Below are 18533 nucleotides of genomic sequence, written 5' to 3' on the forward strand. Positions count from 1 at the left end.
AGAAAGCAGGGGGATGCACTGTGGACGACAGCAGCAGCAAGAGCGGCCTCATCGCCGTCATCGCGCTCATTCTCGCCTTCGTGATAGGGATTCCCGTTGGCCTGGTCCTTCTTCTCGGTGGCGGGGCCGCCCAACAGCAGCAACAACAAGCGGCCTGCGGCGCCGGGCCAGGCGGCGCAGCACTCGTCGTCAATGTCGATGAAGGATCCCTACCCAACGTGGACGGATTCAGCAAAAACCAAGTGTCTGTTGCCGCGGTCATCATGACTGTGGCCTCACAGCTCAACATGGGCGCTAAGGGCCAGCTCGTTGCGTTGATTACCGCCATGCAAGAGTCTGACCTTGGAGACGACCCCACTCACACCACGCCGGATGAGAACCAAGATGCGGGAGTGTTCCAGCAGCGCGTGATTCCCGGGTGGTACGGCACGCTCCAGGAAGTGAACGACCCTAGCTACGGTGCGCGTATTTTCTTTGAGGGCAAGACCGTCAGCCTCGATGACCCGAAGGCCGCGGGGCCTGTCGGCTACCACATTCCAGGCCTGAAAAACGTCAACGGCTGGGAGAACATGGCGCCGGGAGACGCGGCGCAGGAGGTGCAACGATCCGCCTTCCCCGATGCCTACGACAAACACGTTGGGCGCGCCCAAAAACTGATGGAAGCCCTCTCAGGCACGCACGTGTCTGTGGTGAGCTCCGGCGCCTCCGATGGCGGCGGCGCGGCCGGCTGTGCGCCAGGCGAGTACAAGCAAGCAACCGACTTCGACTCCCTCCCGAAATTCCCCATGCCCGAGGGATGCACGGATCAGACCCCCCTGTATGGAGAGCCGGGCCCTGGCGGAATCAATGGCAACATTCCCGACTCTGCGATGTGTGCGGTTCCTGGCGCCCTGGACCGCGAGGGCCGCGCTCAGGCCCGCGCCGTTGCCGCTTTCGTGGCCATGAACGATGCCTTCAGGGCCGAGTTCGGCCACGACATCACTGTCACCTCCACATACCGCAGCTACAGCAAGCAGGTAGCGACCAAGGCGTCTAAAGGGCGCTGGGCAGCGACTCCCGGCTACTCAAACCACGGCTACGGGCTTGCGCTTGACCTCTCACTGACCCCGGATGAACGGCGCTGGATTCAACAAAACGGTCCCGGATACGGCTGGTGGCACCCGCTATGGGCCCGTCCCGACGGCCACAAACCCGAATCATGGCACTACGAATACGGCACCTGGCTTGTCGAAAAACGCTACGCCAACATCAACCCCGATCAGATTGCCTACTAGGAGGACAACACCATGGCAGCCTTAACCCTCACATTCACGAACCCGACCACTGGCGTCCTCAACGACGGCGTGCGAGAGCACACCATCACCGGGGCGAACGTTGAAGAAGTCCGCGACAAGGTCACGCGGTACGCCGCCGAATACGCGCAATACACCGGCGAGGAAACCTACCTCACCGCGCACGAGGGCGGCCGAACTTTCCACGTCGGAATTGGCCCTGACGGCAAGCGCAACCTCTCCCCCACACCCCCGCAAAGCGCGATACCGAGCCCGGCAGAAACCACACCCGCGCCAACCACACCGACGCCGGAACCTGCGCCAGTTGTAAGCGCCCCGAGCGCCCCCGAACCCGCTGTGAGCGCACAACCAGAGCCTCAGCCTCAGACGGCAGAGCCAACTCCCCCACCCACGCCTATGGAACAGCCGGTACCGGCGAGCCCGTTTTCTCAGGCCGCACCCCCCATGGCCACGGCAAGTGCGAACAGTCCAGAAACAGGGGCGTGGGTGCCGCAAGAGGTGTACCACTTCAACGAGAATGACCCTGCCTGGCAAGAAGAGAAATCAGCCCCCGCGACGCAAGGGGCACGAGGCAGCGTCAACAGTATGTTTCACTCCAAGCTCCGCCCCGCCCAGCGTGAGCTCGATGAGCGTAAGCAAGCCTTTATTGAACGCGAAACCCTCAAAGTGCAAGAGCGTGCACGCGAGGCTCAGGCCGAAGCCGCGCGCAGTAAGCGTCAAGCGGAGCGTCAACGTGCGGCCGAACAAAAAGCCCGCGCCGAGCGAGCCGTTATCCAAACGAACTTCCAAGGCACCCGCACCATTCTCGTGGCCAACCCCAAAGGCGGCGCCCGCAAAACCACCACGACCTACCTTCTCGCAGCCACGATGGGCGTCATTCGAGGCGGTTCGGTTATCGCGTGGGATGCCAACGAGACGATGGGTACTCTCGGCGAACGCGCCCTACAAGACCTCCACACCCGCACCGTCGTGGACCTTCTCGAGGAAGCCGCCCCGAGCTTCAACAGCGTGGAATCCAGCCGTGTCGGCACTCTCGATGCCTTCGTGCGACCGCAAGGCGACTCCCACTTCGACGTTCTTGCTAGCGACGAAGATCCCACCCGCCAGGACATTGTGGATGCCACCGGCTTCGAGACCGTCCACGAAATCCTTTCGAGGTTCTACCGCATGATCCTCATCGACACCGGCAACAACATCCGTGTCTCACACTTCCGCCGTGCACTCGATGCCACCGACCAACTCGTCATTCCCGTCGCCGCCAGCCGCGATAGTGCGAAAGTTGCAGAGCAAATGATGCGCTCGTTCGAAGCCAGCGGCCACGGTGAACTCGTTAAGCGCGCCGTCGTGCTCCTGCACGACCTCGAACCCGAGAACAAGGCCGACGAAGCCTACCTCGAGGTTGTGCGCACTATCGCAGGGCGTCTCGAGCCGCAGGTGGCCGCCGTGATCCCCGTCCCCTTCGACTCCGCACTCAAGGGCGGCGACGAAATCGACTACGCCGCTCTCAGCGAGAAAACCCGCAGGGCGTACCGGGAAGCGGCCGCCGCTGTCGCCGCAACAATGCGCGACACGCTGGAAAACTCGTAAATATCTACCCGGACTCAAAGTTGATCCCTGCTAGGATGACCGCATGGCACGAAGCAAACAACGACGACACGGCCCACTCCCCAGTGGCAACGACGCACACGTTTCTTTCAAGCTGCCCTCAAAAGACCGCGAACGACTCTACGCCTACGCCGACCTCAAGGGCATTGCCGGCGCACAACTGATTCGCGAGCTACTCATCCCGCAGATTCGAAACCTTGACCTCACTCAGGCTGAACTTGGCGAGGACCAACCGAGTTTCGACGATGTGGAACAACTAAAGAAGACCGCTTAACGACTTCACCCCCGCTTCCATTGGCGTGGATGCGAGGGTGACTAAGTCTTGCGGGGGCCTAGTTGGCGCTAGGTGATCCCCAAGGCATACCTGAAAGGAGGTACAAGTATCAATGCAGTCCCCATTGTATGGGGGCCCGCTGGAGACGCGCAAGTTTGCTAGCAAGCTTGGCGTGTCTGCTACGCAATCACGGTCCCGTATTCACCCCGAAGCCCAGCAAGAAGCTTGGGAACTAGCTAACTTGTTTGCTGGTCGTCCTCGCGTGCGCGTCGCACACTACGACGGACGCCGCAAAAAATGGCAATACCCAGCACAAAGAGAACAGCACCTTACCGCCGAGATCCCCAAAAGCCCGGCCGCAGTGATGCTGTACGACGCGCACGGCATGTGCCAAACACTCGTCGCCGACATCGACGTCGAAGGCACCGCCGGCGCCCGCCTCACGCACGACGTTGTCGCGTTCCTCGAACGTTGCGGAGCGAAAGTCATCATCGACCGCTCCCCCGCCGGCAAGCACCACGTGTACGTCCCGCTGCTAGACCGACTCAGCGTCCACGAAGCGACCGAGCTCGTCAGCGCCCTCGCACGACGATTCCCGGGCATTGACCCACTCCCCCACGCTACGGGCGCTATTTCGGGCTGTATCCGCACACCGGGAAGCCCCTACAAAGACGGTCAGGGCTACCAAGAACTTGTCACTGACTACGACACCACCCGCCGCACTCTCATGAGGCGCAACGGCGCCCACGTGACCGCAGCACTCACCCGAGCACTTAGCAATGAGATTGCCGCGTACCGCCGCGAGAAAATGCGCCTGGCGAAACCCGTCGCCGAGCTCGAAGCCGACAACCCCGTCGAACGCCTACCGCTAGGCGAGGTAGTCCTGTCCTCCAAGATCACCATGATCGTGCGCGAAGGACTCTACGCCGAAGCAGGCTACAGCGACCGCTCACGCGCCCGCATGGCAGCCCTCACCGCCGCACGCCGCGCCGGCCTTGACCTCAAGGGCGTGATCGCCCGCATCGAAGACGGACGATGGGCAGGACTCGCCGCGATGTACCAAAACGCCACCACCCCCTGGCGCCGCCTACTGGCCTCTACCGAATGGCCTAAAGCCGTCGCCCTTGTAGGCAGCACCCCGAAAAAAACACGAGGCAATCAGCAACCGCATGAGACTGTCCAGTACTGCAACACAAGCGAGGATTTAAAAGTCACGAGGGGGGAGCCCCAGCACACGACTTTCGATGAACACCGCTTTCTCCGCCGCGTTCGGCACGCCCTCCACGCCGCCATCCCCCACGAGTTCCGCACCCGCGAAGGCCGCACCCTCGCTTACGTCCTGCGCGCCCTTCTTGCCGCCGCCCACCAAACTGGCTCCCGCTACGTCGAGTTCGGCGTCCGCTCTTTGTCCCTCTCCCTACCCATGGACCACACCGGCGTATCGCGCGCCCTGACCACATTGCGCGAACAAGACGACCCCTGGATCACCCTCGAACGCGACGGCCACGGCACCAAAGCCGACCTCTACCAGCTCCACATTCCCGAACGGCACCGCGAAAGCGAAGACGCCGCACTCGAAGCCGGCAAAATCCATGCACTCCGCCCCGCCTTCCGCGTCCTTGGCATCGCGGCCGCCGAAATCTTCGAGGCCATCGAACGCGGTCACCGCACCCCCCACGCGATCGCGCGCGCAACAGGACTCTCTCGGACCACGGTCTACGAACACGTAGGCATGATGAAGGCCTGGAACCTCATCACCGACACAAACGACGAGCTCGAGGCTCACCCCGAACGCCTCACCAGCGTGGCCGAACACCTCGGAGTCGATGCCTTCCTCGCCGAGCGCCACCAGATCATCCGCCAACAACGCCGCAGGTGGCTGAATTACCTCACCCGCTTCACCCGCGAGAACGACGCATGGTGGGAAATGACCCTCAGACGAGCCGGCCCTCTCCCCCGCGCCGCCTAACCCAACCCTGGAAACTTGTTCCCATGTTTCCTAGTTCCCTTGTTTTCTTGCTTACAAGTAGTAGAGTGGTGCCATGAAAACAATTTTGATCGCTAACACCAAGGGTGGCTGCGCGAAAACCACCACGGCGATGTACCTCGCTACGGCACTCGCGCACTCCTCCCCCAGCCTGAAAGGCGTCGTGATCGACGGTGACCCGCAAGGGACTGCTACCGAGTGGGCCTTGCGCGCAGAAGAAGACGGAGCACCCCTCCCCTTCGACGTCGATAGCGCCAACCGTTCCAACCTTCAACGCAAGATCAGCTCGTACGACTGGGCAGTCATCGACACAGAACCAGGCGAAGGGAAAGGCTTCACCGACGCAGCGCTAGCACTAGCTGACGTGGCCATCATTCCCACACGCACAACCGCCGCCGACATGGAGCGCATGTGGGCTACCGAGAAGGTGGCGAGCCAGCACGGCGAGGCCATTGTGCTCATCACTCAATCGCCAACATCCAACACCGTTGATCGGCGCGAAGCGTTCAGCGCTTTGGATGCCCAGGGCGTGAGCTACTTCGAGACCTTCATTCCGTTCAGGACTGATATTGGTCGCGCCGTGGGCACAGTCCCAGGACCCAAGATGCACAACTACGACGAAGTCCTCGCAGAGCTCAAGGAGGCAATGCAATGGTGAAAAAGAACAGCGCGGCCGCTAGCAACCGCTTTACGCCTCGCAGCCGTGACGCCGCCCCGGAAATCGCCACCGTTAGCGAAACATTCCGAAAAGACAAGCCCGAAAAGCGTACGCAACTGTCCATTGCGGTTGAACGAAAGTTCCGCGACCGCCTCGTACGGGCCGCGCGAGCCACCGGAGTAACGCAGCGCGACTTTGTCGTCGAGGCAGTGGAGCGCTTGATCGAGGAAAAAGCAGAGGTTATCGCTGAGTACAACAAAGAACTAGATAACCAGTAAACACGCTAACTAGTTGCCAAGCCCGCCAGTTAACAAGCTTACTAGTTACCAAGTTTGCCAGTAAGTGTGACGCCCAGTCTGCAAGCTAGTACGTTTCCTCGCCGCCGCGAATGGGGGAGGGGGAATAGCCAAGGCACTCTCAATCGCCACCGTTAACGTAGTGCGTGATCTACGTCTCGGAACAGAGTGAGGATGTCATGGTGCGCCGGAAAAAGAGCCCTGGAAAGAACCAACTCGCATTCGACATCGACAGCCTCATGCTGTGGGCAGAACCGGAAGGTAAGACCGATGAACAGATACGCAACAATGCTCAAGGACCAGTGGACGCAGGCCGATCCCGAGATGGTGGCGAGCTTGGAGGACCCGGAGACGTACTTCAGCCAGCTGGGGGAGCAGGCAGCCGAACAGGTAGCGGACCTCTCGCTGAACCTGGCAGGGCCGGACAAGCCGGGGGAGGAGTACCTGGAGAAAGTGGGCCGGCTGAACATGGCGCGCCGGCAAGCGGAGGAGATCGTCCTCGCGGAGCTGCAACCCCCGAGCTACCTGGACGCGGACGAGCCGGAGGAGCCGGAGGACTTCGAGAACCGCAGCCCGGAGGAACAGGAAGCCTGGATCAGGGAAGCGTACAAGGACAATCCGGAAGAGATGGAAGTTCAGCTGAGGATGCTTCGCGACATGCACCGGTACCTGGAAGTGATGGCACCCCCGGCGTCGGACGTGGAGGAGATGGACGAGGACGAGATGGGCGAGGACGAGCTTCTCTAGCCCCATTCACACCCACCTCGCAAGATGAACTGGCGCCGTCAGGAACACGTGCACGTCTCGAGGCGAACCTGGCAGCTATTCGCACACTTCGCGCGATCCAAGAACGGGACAGCGCCCCGACCCCCGAGGAGCGCGCAACGATGGCCCGCTACGGGTCCTGGGGCGCTGTTGCGGAAGTGTTTGACGAACGCCGCATGGACTTCCACACTGAGCGCGCCGAACTACGCGAACTACTCACCGAAGACGAATACGACGCCGCACGACGCACCACGCTCAACGCACACTTCACCAACCCCGCCTACGTCGCCCCCATGTGGGAAACCCTCGAACTTCTAGGCTTCAACGGGGGAAGAGTCCTCGAACCCGGCAGCGGCATGGGCACCTTCATTGGCATGGCCCCGCAATCAGCAGTCATGACCGGCGTCGAACTCGACCCGATCACCGCGACCATGTCGCAAATGATCTACCCGCACGCCCGCATCGAAAACATGGGCTTCGAGGACGTGCAGCCCGGCCGCGGAACCTTCGATGCCGCTATCGGCAACGTCCCCTTCGGCAACATCTCCCTGCCGGATGCCACATACAACCCGCAAAACTTCACGATGCACAACCACTTCATCGTGAAATCCCTCGAGCTCACCAAACCCGGGGGAGTGGCAGCGTTCATCACCTCCAGCTACACCCTCGATGCCCGCAACACCGCCGCCCGCGAAGCCATGTACGAGCGCGCCGACCTCCTCGGCGCTGTACGCCTGCCAAATCGTGCCCACCGCCGCGCGGCCGGCACTGACGTCATGACCGACGTCCTCCTCTTTCGCGTGAGAGCCGAAGGTGAACAGCCACGAAAAGACTCATGGGTGCACACACACTCCTTCGAGCTCGAAGGTGAAACCCTCCGCCTCAACGACTACTACCGCGACAACCCCACCAACGTCCTAGGCGAGCTGCACCTCACCAAAGGCGCCCACGGCCGGCCAGAACTTGGCGCACGCGCCACCGACGAGGCCGACATCGCCAACCAGCTACGCGACAAACTCGCAAGCATCACCCACGAGGCACAGGCCCAAGGCCTCAGCGCCAGCACTGAACGCGCACCAGAACACGACCCCGAATACACCAAACCCATCGACCTCTCTAACTCCCCAAGCACCCGCTGGGCCGGCCATATCTTCGAAAATGACGGCGAGTTCTACCGCGTCACCATGCAAAGCGGCATCGAAGATGCCGAGCCGATCAAAGTCCCGAAAAATGGCCGCGACGAAATGCGTGCCCTCATGCACATGCGCGATGAAGCAACCAGGCTTGTCGCCATGGAAGCAGCGACCACCGACAATCGCAAAGACATCGACGACTTGCGCGCGAGCCTCCACGGCCACTGGACGGAGTATCTGGACGCTTACGGCCCGATCAACCGCATGAACGTCAGCGAAGGCAAAGACCGCGAGGGCAACCCCACGATCCGCCGCCGGCAACCGACCGTTCCGCGACTATTCAGGGACGACCCGTTCTCGCCCATCGTGTTCGGCTTGGAGAACTACAACGAAGAAACCGGCGCCGCTAAACCCGCCCGAATCCTCCTGACTCGCCAGCTCACCAAACGTGTGTACCCCACGAGCGCCGACACAATCAACGACGCTCTCAGCATCAGCCTGAACCGCTACGGCGCTATTGACTTGGACTACATCGCTTCACTGCGCGACTGTAGCGAAGACGAAGTGCGCGTTGAACTCGAAGGACTTGTTTTCACTGACCCTGAAACGGATGACCTTGTTCTAGCCGGGGAATACCTCTCTGGGGACGTGCGTCAAAAACTCGAAACAGCCCAAGAGGCCGCCCGAGAAAACCCCGACCAATACACCGTGAACGTCGAAGCTCTCCAGGACGTCCTACCCGAAGAACTCAAGCCCGAAGACATTGAGCCGCAAATCGGTGCCGTGTGGATTTCCGCCAAGATCCACGAGGAATTCATCCATGAACTCCTCGACATTGATTCCCGCCAGTTCACCCTCACCACGGCCCCCGACGGTAGCTGGACCATGCGCACCCGAGGCATTGATGACCTGGAACTTGCCACCAGCACATGGGGCACAAGCCGCATGAACGCCGCCCGACTCATGAAAGCGATGCTCGAGCAGCGCCAGATCCAAGTTCACGACACTGCCCCCGACGGCACAACAACCTTGAACCCGACCGAGACCGAAGCCGCGCAAGAAAAAGCCGCCGAAATGCGCGAACGGTTCAAAGACTGGATATGGGCCGACGTCGACCGCACAGATGTCCTGGTGGGGGAGTACAACCGCCGCTTTAACTCCATCGTCCTACGCGACTACAGCGAGGCCGGCAAATCCCTCACCTTCCCCGGCATGGCCGCCACATGGAACCCGCGACCACACCAACGCACAGCCATCGCCCGCATCATCAACGAACCAAGCGTTGGCCTCTTCCACCAAGTTGGTGCAGGCAAGACCGCCGTCATGGTCATGGGCGCCATGGAAATGAAGCGCCTAGGAATCGTGAACAAGCCAGCGATTGTCGTGCCCAACCACATGCTCGAACAATTCTCGCGCGAAGCCATGGAAATTTACCCCGGTGCGCGCATCCTCGCCGCAGGAGGCAGTGACCTCACCAAACACAAACAGCGTGCGTTCATCGGACGTATCGCCACCGGCGACTGGGACATCGTCATCATGACCCGCGGTGCGTGGCAAAAACTCGACCTCAAACCCGAAAACAAAGCTGTCTACATCAAGCGCGAGCTCGACCACTACAAGGAAGCCCTCGCATCAGCTAAAGATGGCGGGAGCGAGCGAACCGTCAAAGAGATCGAAAACCTCATCGCTAAGAAAGAAGCCACGCTCAAAAAGGAAACTGACAAGCCGTTCGAGCCAGGCATTACCTTCGAAGACACCGGCATCGACTACGCCTTCATCGACGAAGCGCACGACTACAAAAACCTCGCCACCCCCAGCAACATCCGCTCCGCCTCCATCACTGGATCCCAGCGAGCTTTCGACATGCACACCAAGGTGGAATACTTGCGCGACACCTACGGAAAAGCGTGCACCTTCGCCACCGGCACACCGATCTCCAACTCCATGACCGAGGCCTACGTCATGCAGCGGTACCTGCGCCCCGACCTCCTCGAGCAAGCCGGCATTCGCTCCTTCGATCAATGGGCTGCAACTTTCGGAACCACGGAAACCCGCCTCGAAGTCTCCGCGACCGGCGTCGGCATGAGCATGAAAACCCGCTTCGCCCGCTTCCAAAACGTGCCCGAGTTGCTTCGCATGATGCACGTGTATGCGGACGTGAAACTCTCCAAGGACCTCAACCTCGACATCCCCGAGCTTCGACCCGACGACAAAGGCACGCCCGGCATCGCCAACGTTGCAGTAGAACGCTCCGTCGCTCTAGGGGAATACCTCACCGGCGAAATCGTTCCGCGTGCCGAACGCATCCACAACCGTGAAGTGGCGCCAAGCGCAGACAACATGCTCCTTGTGACGACAGACGCGCGACTTGGTTCACTCTCTTTGCGCCTCCTTGGCCGTGAAGACCCCGAAGAAGATAGTGGCAAAATCGCCCAAGCCGCCCGCCAAATCGCTACCGAGTACCACGAACACAAAGACACGCAATACAGCACCGACTCCGGAGAGAAGACCCCAGGCGCCCTCCAAATCGTCTTCGGCGACATCACCGCAAGCAAACGCTTCCCCGGCTACCACATCTACGACGACCTCATTGAACGACTCGTAGCCGACGGTGTGCCACGCGAAAAGATCCGCGTCATGCAAGATGCCAAAAACGACGCAGCCAAAGCACGCTTATTCTCCGACTGTCGCAACGGGAAAGTTGCCATCCTCATCGGCTCCACCCAAACGATGGGCACGGGCACTAACGTGCAACGCCGCGCGATCGCCCTCCACCACCTCGATTGCCCTTGGAGGCCAGCCGACGTCGAACAGCGCGAGGGGAGAATCCTCCGCCAGGGCAACGAAAATAACCAGGTAGGTGTCTTCCGGTACGTCACTAAGAGCAGCCAAGACGCCTACATGTGGCAAACAGTCGAATCTAAAGCCCGCTTCATCGGTCAAATCCTCCTTGGTGAAATCAATGTCCGTGCCGTGGACGACCTGAACGACGCCACACTCAGCTACGGCGCTACCAAAGCCGTCATTGCTGACGACCCGCGCTTCCTTCGCCACGCCGAGCTCGAGGCCGAACTCAAACGCCTACGCAGACTCGAAAAAAACTACGCAAACGAGCAGGCCCGCCTCAAGACGCGAATCCCACGAACAGAATTCAAAATCACCCACCTCACTGACCAACAACAACGCCTCACCCAACTTGCAGCCAAATCGGTAGACACTCGCGGAGACAAGTTCCAACTCCGCATTGGAAACGGGCTCAATAACGTCATCGTCGACGAGCGCGCAGCAGCAGCCGACGCACTCAAAGCACTCCTCACACAGCGCCTCGAACACATGACCCCAGCACTGAACTTCAACCGAACACTCGGAACACTCGCCACCGTCGGCGGACACTCCTTCGACATCGAAATGCCCTCCCAAAAAGAAGGCAACACCAGCTTCGACAACCCGCTCTTCCGCGTCCAACTCCGAGGCACGAACATCGCCGAGGCCGGCCTCACGATGCGCCGCTCCTCAATCAAAGATCTTTCGCACGGCTTCGTTCAACAACTCGAAAACCGCACCGCGAACCTCGCCAACGTCGCCTCCAAAATCGGCGAACAAATCGAAGGCCTACGCCGCGACCTTGAAACCATGCACACAGCCCATGGTGCCGACTTCAAACACGCCTCACTCCTGCGCGTCACCCAAAAAGAATTCGATGACCTCGAACATCAATTCCTTCAGGAACGAGGCAGCGAAGACACCCGCACCGTTCAAGAAGAAACCCTTGACGTCTTCCCCGGCGACGAAGGCCCCGACCAAGAACCAGAAGAAGGCACCGGCAGTCCGTCAGGTGGTGGCGACGGGCCCACGACTCCGCCACAGAACCCCACAGCGCACACCATGCGCCACTGGAACCAATCGCAGCAGGGTCGTGAGGGCGGATATGAACGCTAACTACGCCGTAAGGCTAGTGCACTTGTTTCCAAGCTTACTTGTTCACTAGTCGGTGTGTTGTCGCTTGGCGCCGACAGCTACCCATCCGGGCTGTCTAGTGTGTTCCCTGCGCAGGCTGGAATCCAATTTTCTAATTATTGGTCAGTGAGCACTTGCTGGACGTCCTTGCTTGCGTAACTGAGTTCCCGCTCGCTCAAGAAGCCCTCGGACGCGGGCGTGCGAGTACCCTGTCTCGGTGCACAGTGAGCGAATGCTGGCACCCTCTTCGTATTTGACACGAAGAGTCTCGGCAAGCGTCTTATCTTTTTCGGGAGTGAGGCGTTCGTGGGGAACCAGGTGAGGGATCTCTATCGCACCACCGCTATATCCCTTGTGGACGGTGCCTCGCGGAGTGGTGTCTGCACCTGACTCGTCGCCCCATGCGGTCCAACCTGGTTGGGCGTAGCGAGCAAACAGCTCGAGGTAGGGGCCAGGGGAACAATCTTGGATCAGTTGGTACTGTTCATCCGGTTTTCGTGAATGCTCTCGCTTGCGCGTTTCGATCATGTTCACTTGGCGGCGTGCGGGAGCGAGCGTCCTCATCGATCCTCGCACACCGAAAAGGATCAGCTCCGTGACGTTACGGAAGTAAAACCCAACACCGCGACCGTCGGGACCGCCGTCTTTTCGGCGCTTGGCCCACACGATATTAGACACGTATCGAAAACCCCATGACTCCATGACTCGCAGGCCGTCAGGGAGTAGTGCGTTTGGCACCCACAGGTAGAGGTGGGCGTTGGGGGCAGCGACATCTGCGACTGGAATGTTGCGGATGTCTTCGAGTGTCATTGTGTTGTACCGGTCTAAGCGCCGGTGTTCGGGTGCAACCTTTCCGGTTCGGTTCTGAAAGCGCCATGGCGGATCAGCCAAGATTGTGGGGAATCCGCCGGGTGTAGTGGGCAGGGGGCGAATGCTCTCGTTCGAGGGGAGTGGTGCGGGCGTCACAAGCTATAAACCTCCAAAAGATCTGTTTTGTATATTAGATCTTTTTGAGGGGAGTGTCTAATCGCCCGACTGGGCCACTGTGGGTAACTCGGAGGCGTCACTTGAGGTGGATACCAGAGGGGCGTCTTTGGGGATTGGTATACCTCTACCAGCCCATGTTCGGTCACAGATGGCTACCACTAGCACGGGGCACCCGCCCGCATCGCCACGAGTGATGCGGGGGACCAGCTTGTCCGTGTTAGTGGTTGTAGTGGTGCCAAGGATGCGTTTTGCTTTCTTCTCAGTCATTCCTGATTCGCGGCCGAGCTTTCTCCCGAGTTCTCGAAGTTTTCCCTGAGTGCGAGTAATAATCACGGCGCCGTCGATGAGGGCAGAGTCATATAGGAAGCGGTAGGCGGCCAGATCTCGATCTAGGTTTCCGTCCTTGGCGTTCCATTCGACATCGAGGGCGATTCGCCCCAAAAAATTGTCGACCATGTAGCCCTGGTTCCGAACCTCTGAAATGACGGGCTCTGGAGGTGTCTCTCCATCAAACGGAGTGAGGCTAAGGGCAAGTTCAACGATGGTGTCTACCCGTGCTTCTCGCCATCCCTGGCGGCGAAATGAGGCGTTCAGCCTTGCTGCAATTGTGCTCTCTTGTCCACCAGGGAGAATTAGGTCATCTGTGTAGAGAAGGAAGCGCTCGAGGGTGTCTACAAGATGCGAGAACTGGTGCGGATTGGTGTGACGAATGATTGAGGCGGCGTTTCGCACCTCGAAGAATTCATACTTTTGGCGCAGCTTTTCCGAGAACACGTGTTTGAACGAGCAGGTTAGATCCACCCCTCCAGTATCGTCTCTGCGGAGGGCAGAGTCTAACTCGGAGTAATAAGGCTTGCTGGTTGTTCTTAACGTGTTCTTGTGATGTCTCATTTTGTGTACTTTTTGAGACTAGGGTGCCGTGACCCCCTCAACGTGTCTCAAAACGCTAAACTTTTGCCCGTGAGACACTTCCGTCCACAGGTCTAGAGATTGTGAGACACATGGGCGTCACCTACACTGGCCAGCGCGTGGGATACATGCGCGTGAGCACGACGGATCAGAACCTTGACCGTCAGCGCCTCGCAATAGGGGGTTGCGACAAAGTTTTCGAGGATCGTGTCTCGGGCGGAAGTCGCGAGGGCCGCAAAGGCCTAGCGGACGCCATGAGTTACGTGCGCGAAGGAGACCTTCTCGTCGTTGCCTCGATGGATCGACTCGCCCGCTCCCTGCGCGACCTCGAGGGGATCGTGCGCACTCTCGTAAACAAGGGTGTCGTTGTCCAGTTCGTCAAAGAGGACCTGTTCTTCCGCAAGGAGAGCGAGGACCCCTACGCCATGTTTCAGCTACACCTCATTGGTGCCGTGGCAGAGCTCGAGCGCTCACTCATTCGCGAACGCCAACGCGAGGGGATTGCGGCCGCCAGAGCCAAGGGTAAGAGGCTCGGGAGAAAGCGCCTATTGACTTCGGAGCAGATTCAGCGGGCGAGGATCCAGGCGCGTGAAGGTGTGCCGAAGGCGAGGATTGCGCGCGAGCTCGGCGTTAGCCGCGCAACCCTGTACCGCTACCTCGAGATTCCCAAGCTTCCCCTAGATTGAGAGCCTGCCTCGCGCTACCGTGATACGTGACCACCGTCACTGTCAAAGGGGAAGTTATGTCGTACATCGTTCGTGAAGGAAACCTCGCCGCAACTCCTGAGCTTCGCGAGGGCGCAAAGAGTGGGGCCAAGTACACCTATGCGCGCGTTATCGTCACGGACCGCATCCGCACACCCGAGGGGGAGTTCGTCGATGGGGCACCCGTGGCTTACAACCTCACAGTGTTTGGGGCGCAGGCCGAGCAACTCGTTGATGCCGCTAATGCCAGTGGAAATATCAAACTTGTCTTCGGAGGCGACTACAGCGTGCGTTCCTATACCTCCAGGGAGGGAGAGTCGCGCGTGAGCCATGATGTTCGTGTTGATGTGATCGGCGTGAGCCTTCGTGGCCAGGAAGTGCGTGCACAGTCCTTGCGAGCTTCGCGTGCTAGCGATGTTCCTGCCCCGAGTGATGATCCGGCCGCGTACTGGGGAAGTCCTGACCCTGCCTAGTCCTGTGCGCTGTTTCGTGCAATCTGTACTTGCCAGTGCAGTTTGGTGACCCGCGGATTCGAGGGCAAGAAAACACGAAGTGTTTTCGCGGCAGCTTTTTAGCGTTCCCACCCGTTGTCGTGGTCCTTGCTGTGGAGGCGTGGACGGGCTTGAAAGTTATCTGCGCTCAAGTGGAAGTCTGCGATCAATGCCCTTGCATAGGGCGTAATTTACGCCCTATAATGGAGGTGAAGGCAACGCCGAAGGGGCGGGCCACAGAAACCGAAAGGGTTGAATGATGCACTTGACGACGAGGATTGCTTATCGTTACCACGGCCAGGGCCGTGAGCGGGTGGAGACGCTGGGGGAGATTCTGGCGTGGACTCGCGCCGATGAGGGCGCTATGTGCCGCTTCGGGGAGATGGAAGAGGCCATGCGTACCCGTGGTGATCTTCCCGCCTATGACGAGGACGAGGGCGAGCTTGACGAAACTAAAGAGTTCGATTTGGAGCGCGACTTTGCGAAGGTGACGCTTGAGGACTTGTCTCGCCTCCTCGACGATGCTGGCGTTCGTATCTGGAGGCGGCCGCGTATGTCCAACGCGGACTTTCGCGCTATGCGTGAGTATCTGGGGCTTCCGGCACAGTGGCTTGCAGAACGGCTTGAGGTAAACACTCGCACCGTCCAAAAGTGGGACTCCGGCGAGGCGCGAATCCCCGAAGGGATCAGCTTGCAGATGGAGTCACTGGAAAGTTTTACCGGGGGAGTGGTGGCACGTTTCGTGGACGAACTCCACGACGATGCCGAGGTGTACTTCGAGATCCCGAGGACGCACGAGGACCTTGAGGAAGTGGAGGAGTACGCCGATATGCCGCTTGATTGGTGGCGCATGGTGGGCGCGCGCGTACGCACCGAACACGGCGCAGTCCTTGGGTGGATGTAGCGCGTAATTGTGATGCAGCTGGGCCCGGGAGTCACGAAGGTGGCGCCCGGGCCCTATGTCGTGCTGGCGCGCACCGCATGCGCGGTGCTTGCCGTCGAAGAAGACTGCCGAAGAGTCCCGTGGTGGTTCAGTTAGCCATGGAGACTTTCAGGGTGATGTGCGGCCGGTCCTGGGTGCCGAACCGTGGTCACTTTCCCAATGCTTTGAAGTGGGCCGCCCCCTGGCTTGAACATATGGCGATGAAAACTAGACTTCAAGTAGTTGAACTTTTGGTATGGAGATGCCTATGCGTAAGACCTTAATCAGCCTCACCGGCCCCGCCTTCGTTGCTGCAGTGGCTTACGTCGACCCCGGCAACGTAGCCGCCAACATCAGCGCCGGCTCCCACTACGGCTACCTCCTGGTGTGGGTACTCGTCGTGGCCAACCTCATGGCCATGTTCATCCAGTACCACTCCGCCAAACTGGGCCTAGTCACCCACCGCTCCCTGCCGGAAATCATGGGCGAGCGTCTCTCCCGCCGCGCGCGCCTAGGCATGTGGGCCCAGGCCGAGCTCATCGCCGCGGCCACCGACCTCGCCGAAGTCATCGGCGGCGCCATTGCCCTGCAACTCCTCTTCAACCTCCCCCTGTTCGCGGGCGCGCTCATCATCGGCGCGGTCTCCATCATTCTCCTCATCTTCCAGAAGAAGAACCAGTGGTTCGAGGGGCTTGTCATCGGCCTGCTCCTGGTCATCTTCATCGGCTTCCTTGCCGGCCTCGCCATCGCCCCGCCCGACCCCGCCGACGTGGCCGGCGGCCTCATCCCCCGCCTAGAGGGCAAGGACAGCATCCTGCTGGCCGCCTCCATGTTGGGCGCCACCGTCATGCCGCACGCCATTTACCTACACTCCTCCCTGACCAAGCAGCGCTACCCCGACCTGGAAATCCCCCACGTGCTGGCCGGCACCCGCGCGGACATCGCCGTGGCGCTGTCCATCGCCGGGCTCGTCAACGTGGGCCTGCTGGTCCTGGCGGGCTCGGCCCTCTACGGCGTGGACGGCACAGAGACCATCTCCGGGGCCCACACGGCGATTGCCAGCCACCTCGGCCCGCTGGCCGGCGTTCTCTTCGCCATCGGCCTGCTGGCCAGCGGCCTCGCCTCGACGTCAGTGGGCGCCTACGCCGGCTCCGAAATCATGGACGGCCTGCTTCACATCAAGGTCCCCCTACTAGTCCGCCGCCTGGTCACGCTCATCCCGGCGCTGGTCATCATCGGCTGCGGGGTCGACCCCACTATGGCACTGGTGGTCAGCCAGGCACTTCTTTCCCTGGGCATCCCCTTCGCCATCATCCCGCTTTTCCGCTATGCCGGCTCCCGGGACGTCATGGGTGAGTTCGCCGCGAAACCCTGGTCTATGGCCGTGGGCTGGACGCTTGCCGCGCTGGTCATCGCACTCAATCTCGCCCTCGTGCTCCTGCCGCTGCTCTAGGCCGCCTACAATCAGCAGCCATGATTGAAGTAGCAGCCGTCGTCATCCGCAACCCACAAGGCCACTTACATAAACAGTAATACAAGGGGTGTTATGAGCCATATTCAACGGGAAACGTCTTGCTCGAGGCCGCGATTAAATTCCAACCTGGATGCTGATTTATATGGGTATAGATGGGCTCGCGATAATGTCGGGCAATCAGGTGCGACAATCTATCGATTGTATGGGAAGCCCAATGCGCCAGAGTTGTTTCTGAAACATGGCAAAGGTAGCGTTGCCAATGATGTTACAGATGAGATGGTCAGACTAAACTGGCTGACGGCATTTATGCCTCTTCCGACCATCAAGCATTTTATCCGTACTCCTGATGATGCATGGTTACTCACCACTGCGATCCCCGGGAAAACAGCATTCCAGGTATTAGAAGAATATCCTGATTCAGGTGAAAATATTGTTGATGCGCTGGCAGTGTTCCTGCGCCGGTTGCATTCGATTCCTGTTTGTAATTGTCCTTTTAACAGCGATCGCGTATTTCGTCTCGCTCAGGCGCAATCACGAATGAATAACGGTTTGGTTGATGCTAGTGATTTTGATGACGAGCGTAATGGCTGGCCTGTTGAACAAGTCTGGAAAGAAATGCATAAGCTTTTGCCATTCTCACCGGATTTAGTCGTCACTCATGGTGATTTCTCACTTGATAACCTTATTTTTGACGAGGGGAAATTAATAGGTTGTATTGATGTTGGACGAGTCGGAATCGCAGACCGATACCAGGATCTTGCCATCCTATGGAACTGCCTCGGTGAGTTTTCTCCTTCATTACAGAAACGGCTTTTTCAAAAATATGGTATTGATAATCCTGATATGAATAAATTGCAGTTTCATTTGATGCTCGATGAGTTTTTCTGATAGTTAGTCTTTGTAGAGACACAAACCTGAAATTCCGGACACCGCGCTTCAGGACATCTCCCTGGACGCCGATATCTGGCAGTATCCGGACGGGGCACTGTTGCAAATAGTCGGTGGTGATAAACTTATCATCCCCTTTTGCTGATGGAGCTGCACATGAACCCATTCAAAGGCCGGCATTTTCAGCGTGA

General features: G+C 59.5%; 15 protein-coding genes. 13 read left to right on the forward strand and 2 right to left on the reverse strand.

Translation table 11 applies throughout. The annotated features are described in order from the left end of the window. Positions 1–20 precede the first annotated feature (20 nt). From E6X30_RS09825 to E6X30_RS09860, 8 genes are all read left to right on the forward strand, one after another. Entirely contained in the window at positions 21–1274 is a 1254-nt protein-coding gene (locus tag E6X30_RS09825) for a M15 family metallopeptidase (RefSeq protein ID WP_316336150.1), read from the forward strand. Positions 1275–1286: 12 nt separating this feature from the next. Further along, the gene (locus E6X30_RS09830) at positions 1287–2879 is read left to right on the forward strand and encodes an AAA family ATPase (protein WP_316336151.1); all 1593 of its coding nucleotides are present in this window, start codon (positions 1287–1289) and stop codon (positions 2877–2879) included. Between the two features lie 43 nt (positions 2880–2922). Then, positions 2923–3171, forward strand: coding sequence for a hypothetical protein (locus E6X30_RS09835; RefSeq protein WP_316336152.1), 249 nt, complete (start codon positions 2923–2925; stop codon positions 3169–3171). A gap of 361 nt (positions 3172–3532) precedes the next feature. Next, positions 3533–5140 carry a hypothetical protein gene (locus E6X30_RS09840; RefSeq protein ID WP_316336153.1) on the forward strand — a complete coding sequence of 536 codons (1608 nt, stop codon included), beginning with the start codon at positions 3533–3535 and terminating at the stop codon, positions 5138–5140. 73 nt (positions 5141–5213) lie between these two features. Then, positions 5214–5816, forward strand: a complete 603-nt coding sequence (locus tag E6X30_RS09845) for a ParA family protein (protein WP_316336154.1) — start codon at positions 5214–5216, stop codon at positions 5814–5816. Then, a complete protein-coding gene (locus tag E6X30_RS09850) occupies positions 5810–6094 on the forward strand; it encodes a hypothetical protein (protein WP_316336155.1) in 285 nt (94 codons plus the stop codon). Before E6X30_RS09845 ends, E6X30_RS09850 begins: the two co-directional genes overlap by 7 nt. Positions 6095–6382: 288 nt before the next feature. Continuing rightward, entirely contained in the window at positions 6383–6859 is a 477-nt protein-coding gene (locus tag E6X30_RS09855) for a TnpV protein (RefSeq protein WP_316336156.1), read from the forward strand. A gap of 140 nt (positions 6860–6999) precedes the next feature. Continuing rightward, positions 7000–11949, forward strand: coding sequence for a helicase-related protein (locus E6X30_RS09860; RefSeq protein ID WP_316336157.1), 4950 nt, complete (start codon positions 7000–7002; stop codon positions 11947–11949). Positions 11950–12090: 141 nt separating this feature from the next. On the opposite strand, the gene E6X30_RS09865 is transcribed toward E6X30_RS09860, so the two are convergent. Together E6X30_RS09865 and E6X30_RS09870 are read right to left on the reverse strand one after the other, a co-directional pair. Further along, positions 12091–12933 (reverse strand): MT-A70 family methyltransferase, encoded by an 843-nt coding sequence (locus E6X30_RS09865; RefSeq protein WP_316336158.1) that lies wholly within the window; start codon positions 12931–12933, stop codon positions 12091–12093. 57 nt (positions 12934–12990) lie between these two features. Beyond that, positions 12991–13845, reverse strand: coding sequence for a BglII/BstYI family type II restriction endonuclease (locus E6X30_RS09870; protein WP_316336159.1), 855 nt, complete (start codon positions 13843–13845; stop codon positions 12991–12993). 110 nt (positions 13846–13955) lie between these two features. Here E6X30_RS09870 and E6X30_RS09875 point away from each other — a divergent pair, with 110 nt between their 5' ends. The 5 genes from E6X30_RS09875 (at position 13956) to E6X30_RS09895 (ending at position 18342) form a co-directional block, all read left to right on the forward strand. Then, on the forward strand, positions 13956–14549 hold the full coding sequence (locus E6X30_RS09875; RefSeq protein WP_316336160.1) for a recombinase family protein: 594 nt from the start codon (positions 13956–13958) through the stop codon (positions 14547–14549). Between the two features lie 56 nt (positions 14550–14605). Beyond that, on the forward strand, positions 14606–15040 hold the full coding sequence (locus tag E6X30_RS09880) for a single-stranded DNA-binding protein (RefSeq protein ID WP_219585544.1): 435 nt from the start codon (positions 14606–14608) through the stop codon (positions 15038–15040). 283 nt (positions 15041–15323) lie between these two features. Continuing rightward, positions 15324–15962, forward strand: coding sequence for a hypothetical protein (locus tag E6X30_RS09885; protein WP_316336161.1), 639 nt, complete (start codon positions 15324–15326; stop codon positions 15960–15962). Between the two features lie 286 nt (positions 15963–16248). Next, on the forward strand, positions 16249–17433 hold the full coding sequence (locus E6X30_RS09890) for an Nramp family divalent metal transporter (RefSeq protein ID WP_316336162.1): 1185 nt from the start codon (positions 16249–16251) through the stop codon (positions 17431–17433). Between the two features lie 93 nt (positions 17434–17526). Further along, a complete protein-coding gene (locus tag E6X30_RS09895; RefSeq protein WP_316336163.1) occupies positions 17527–18342 on the forward strand; it encodes an APH(3')-I family aminoglycoside O-phosphotransferase in 816 nt (271 codons plus the stop codon). The last annotated feature ends 191 nt before the right edge of the window (positions 18343–18533 follow it).

The organism is Dermabacter sp. (assembly GCF_032550575.1).
GTDB classification, from domain to species: Bacteria; Actinomycetota; Actinomycetes; order Actinomycetales; family Dermabacteraceae; genus Dermabacter; species Dermabacter hominis.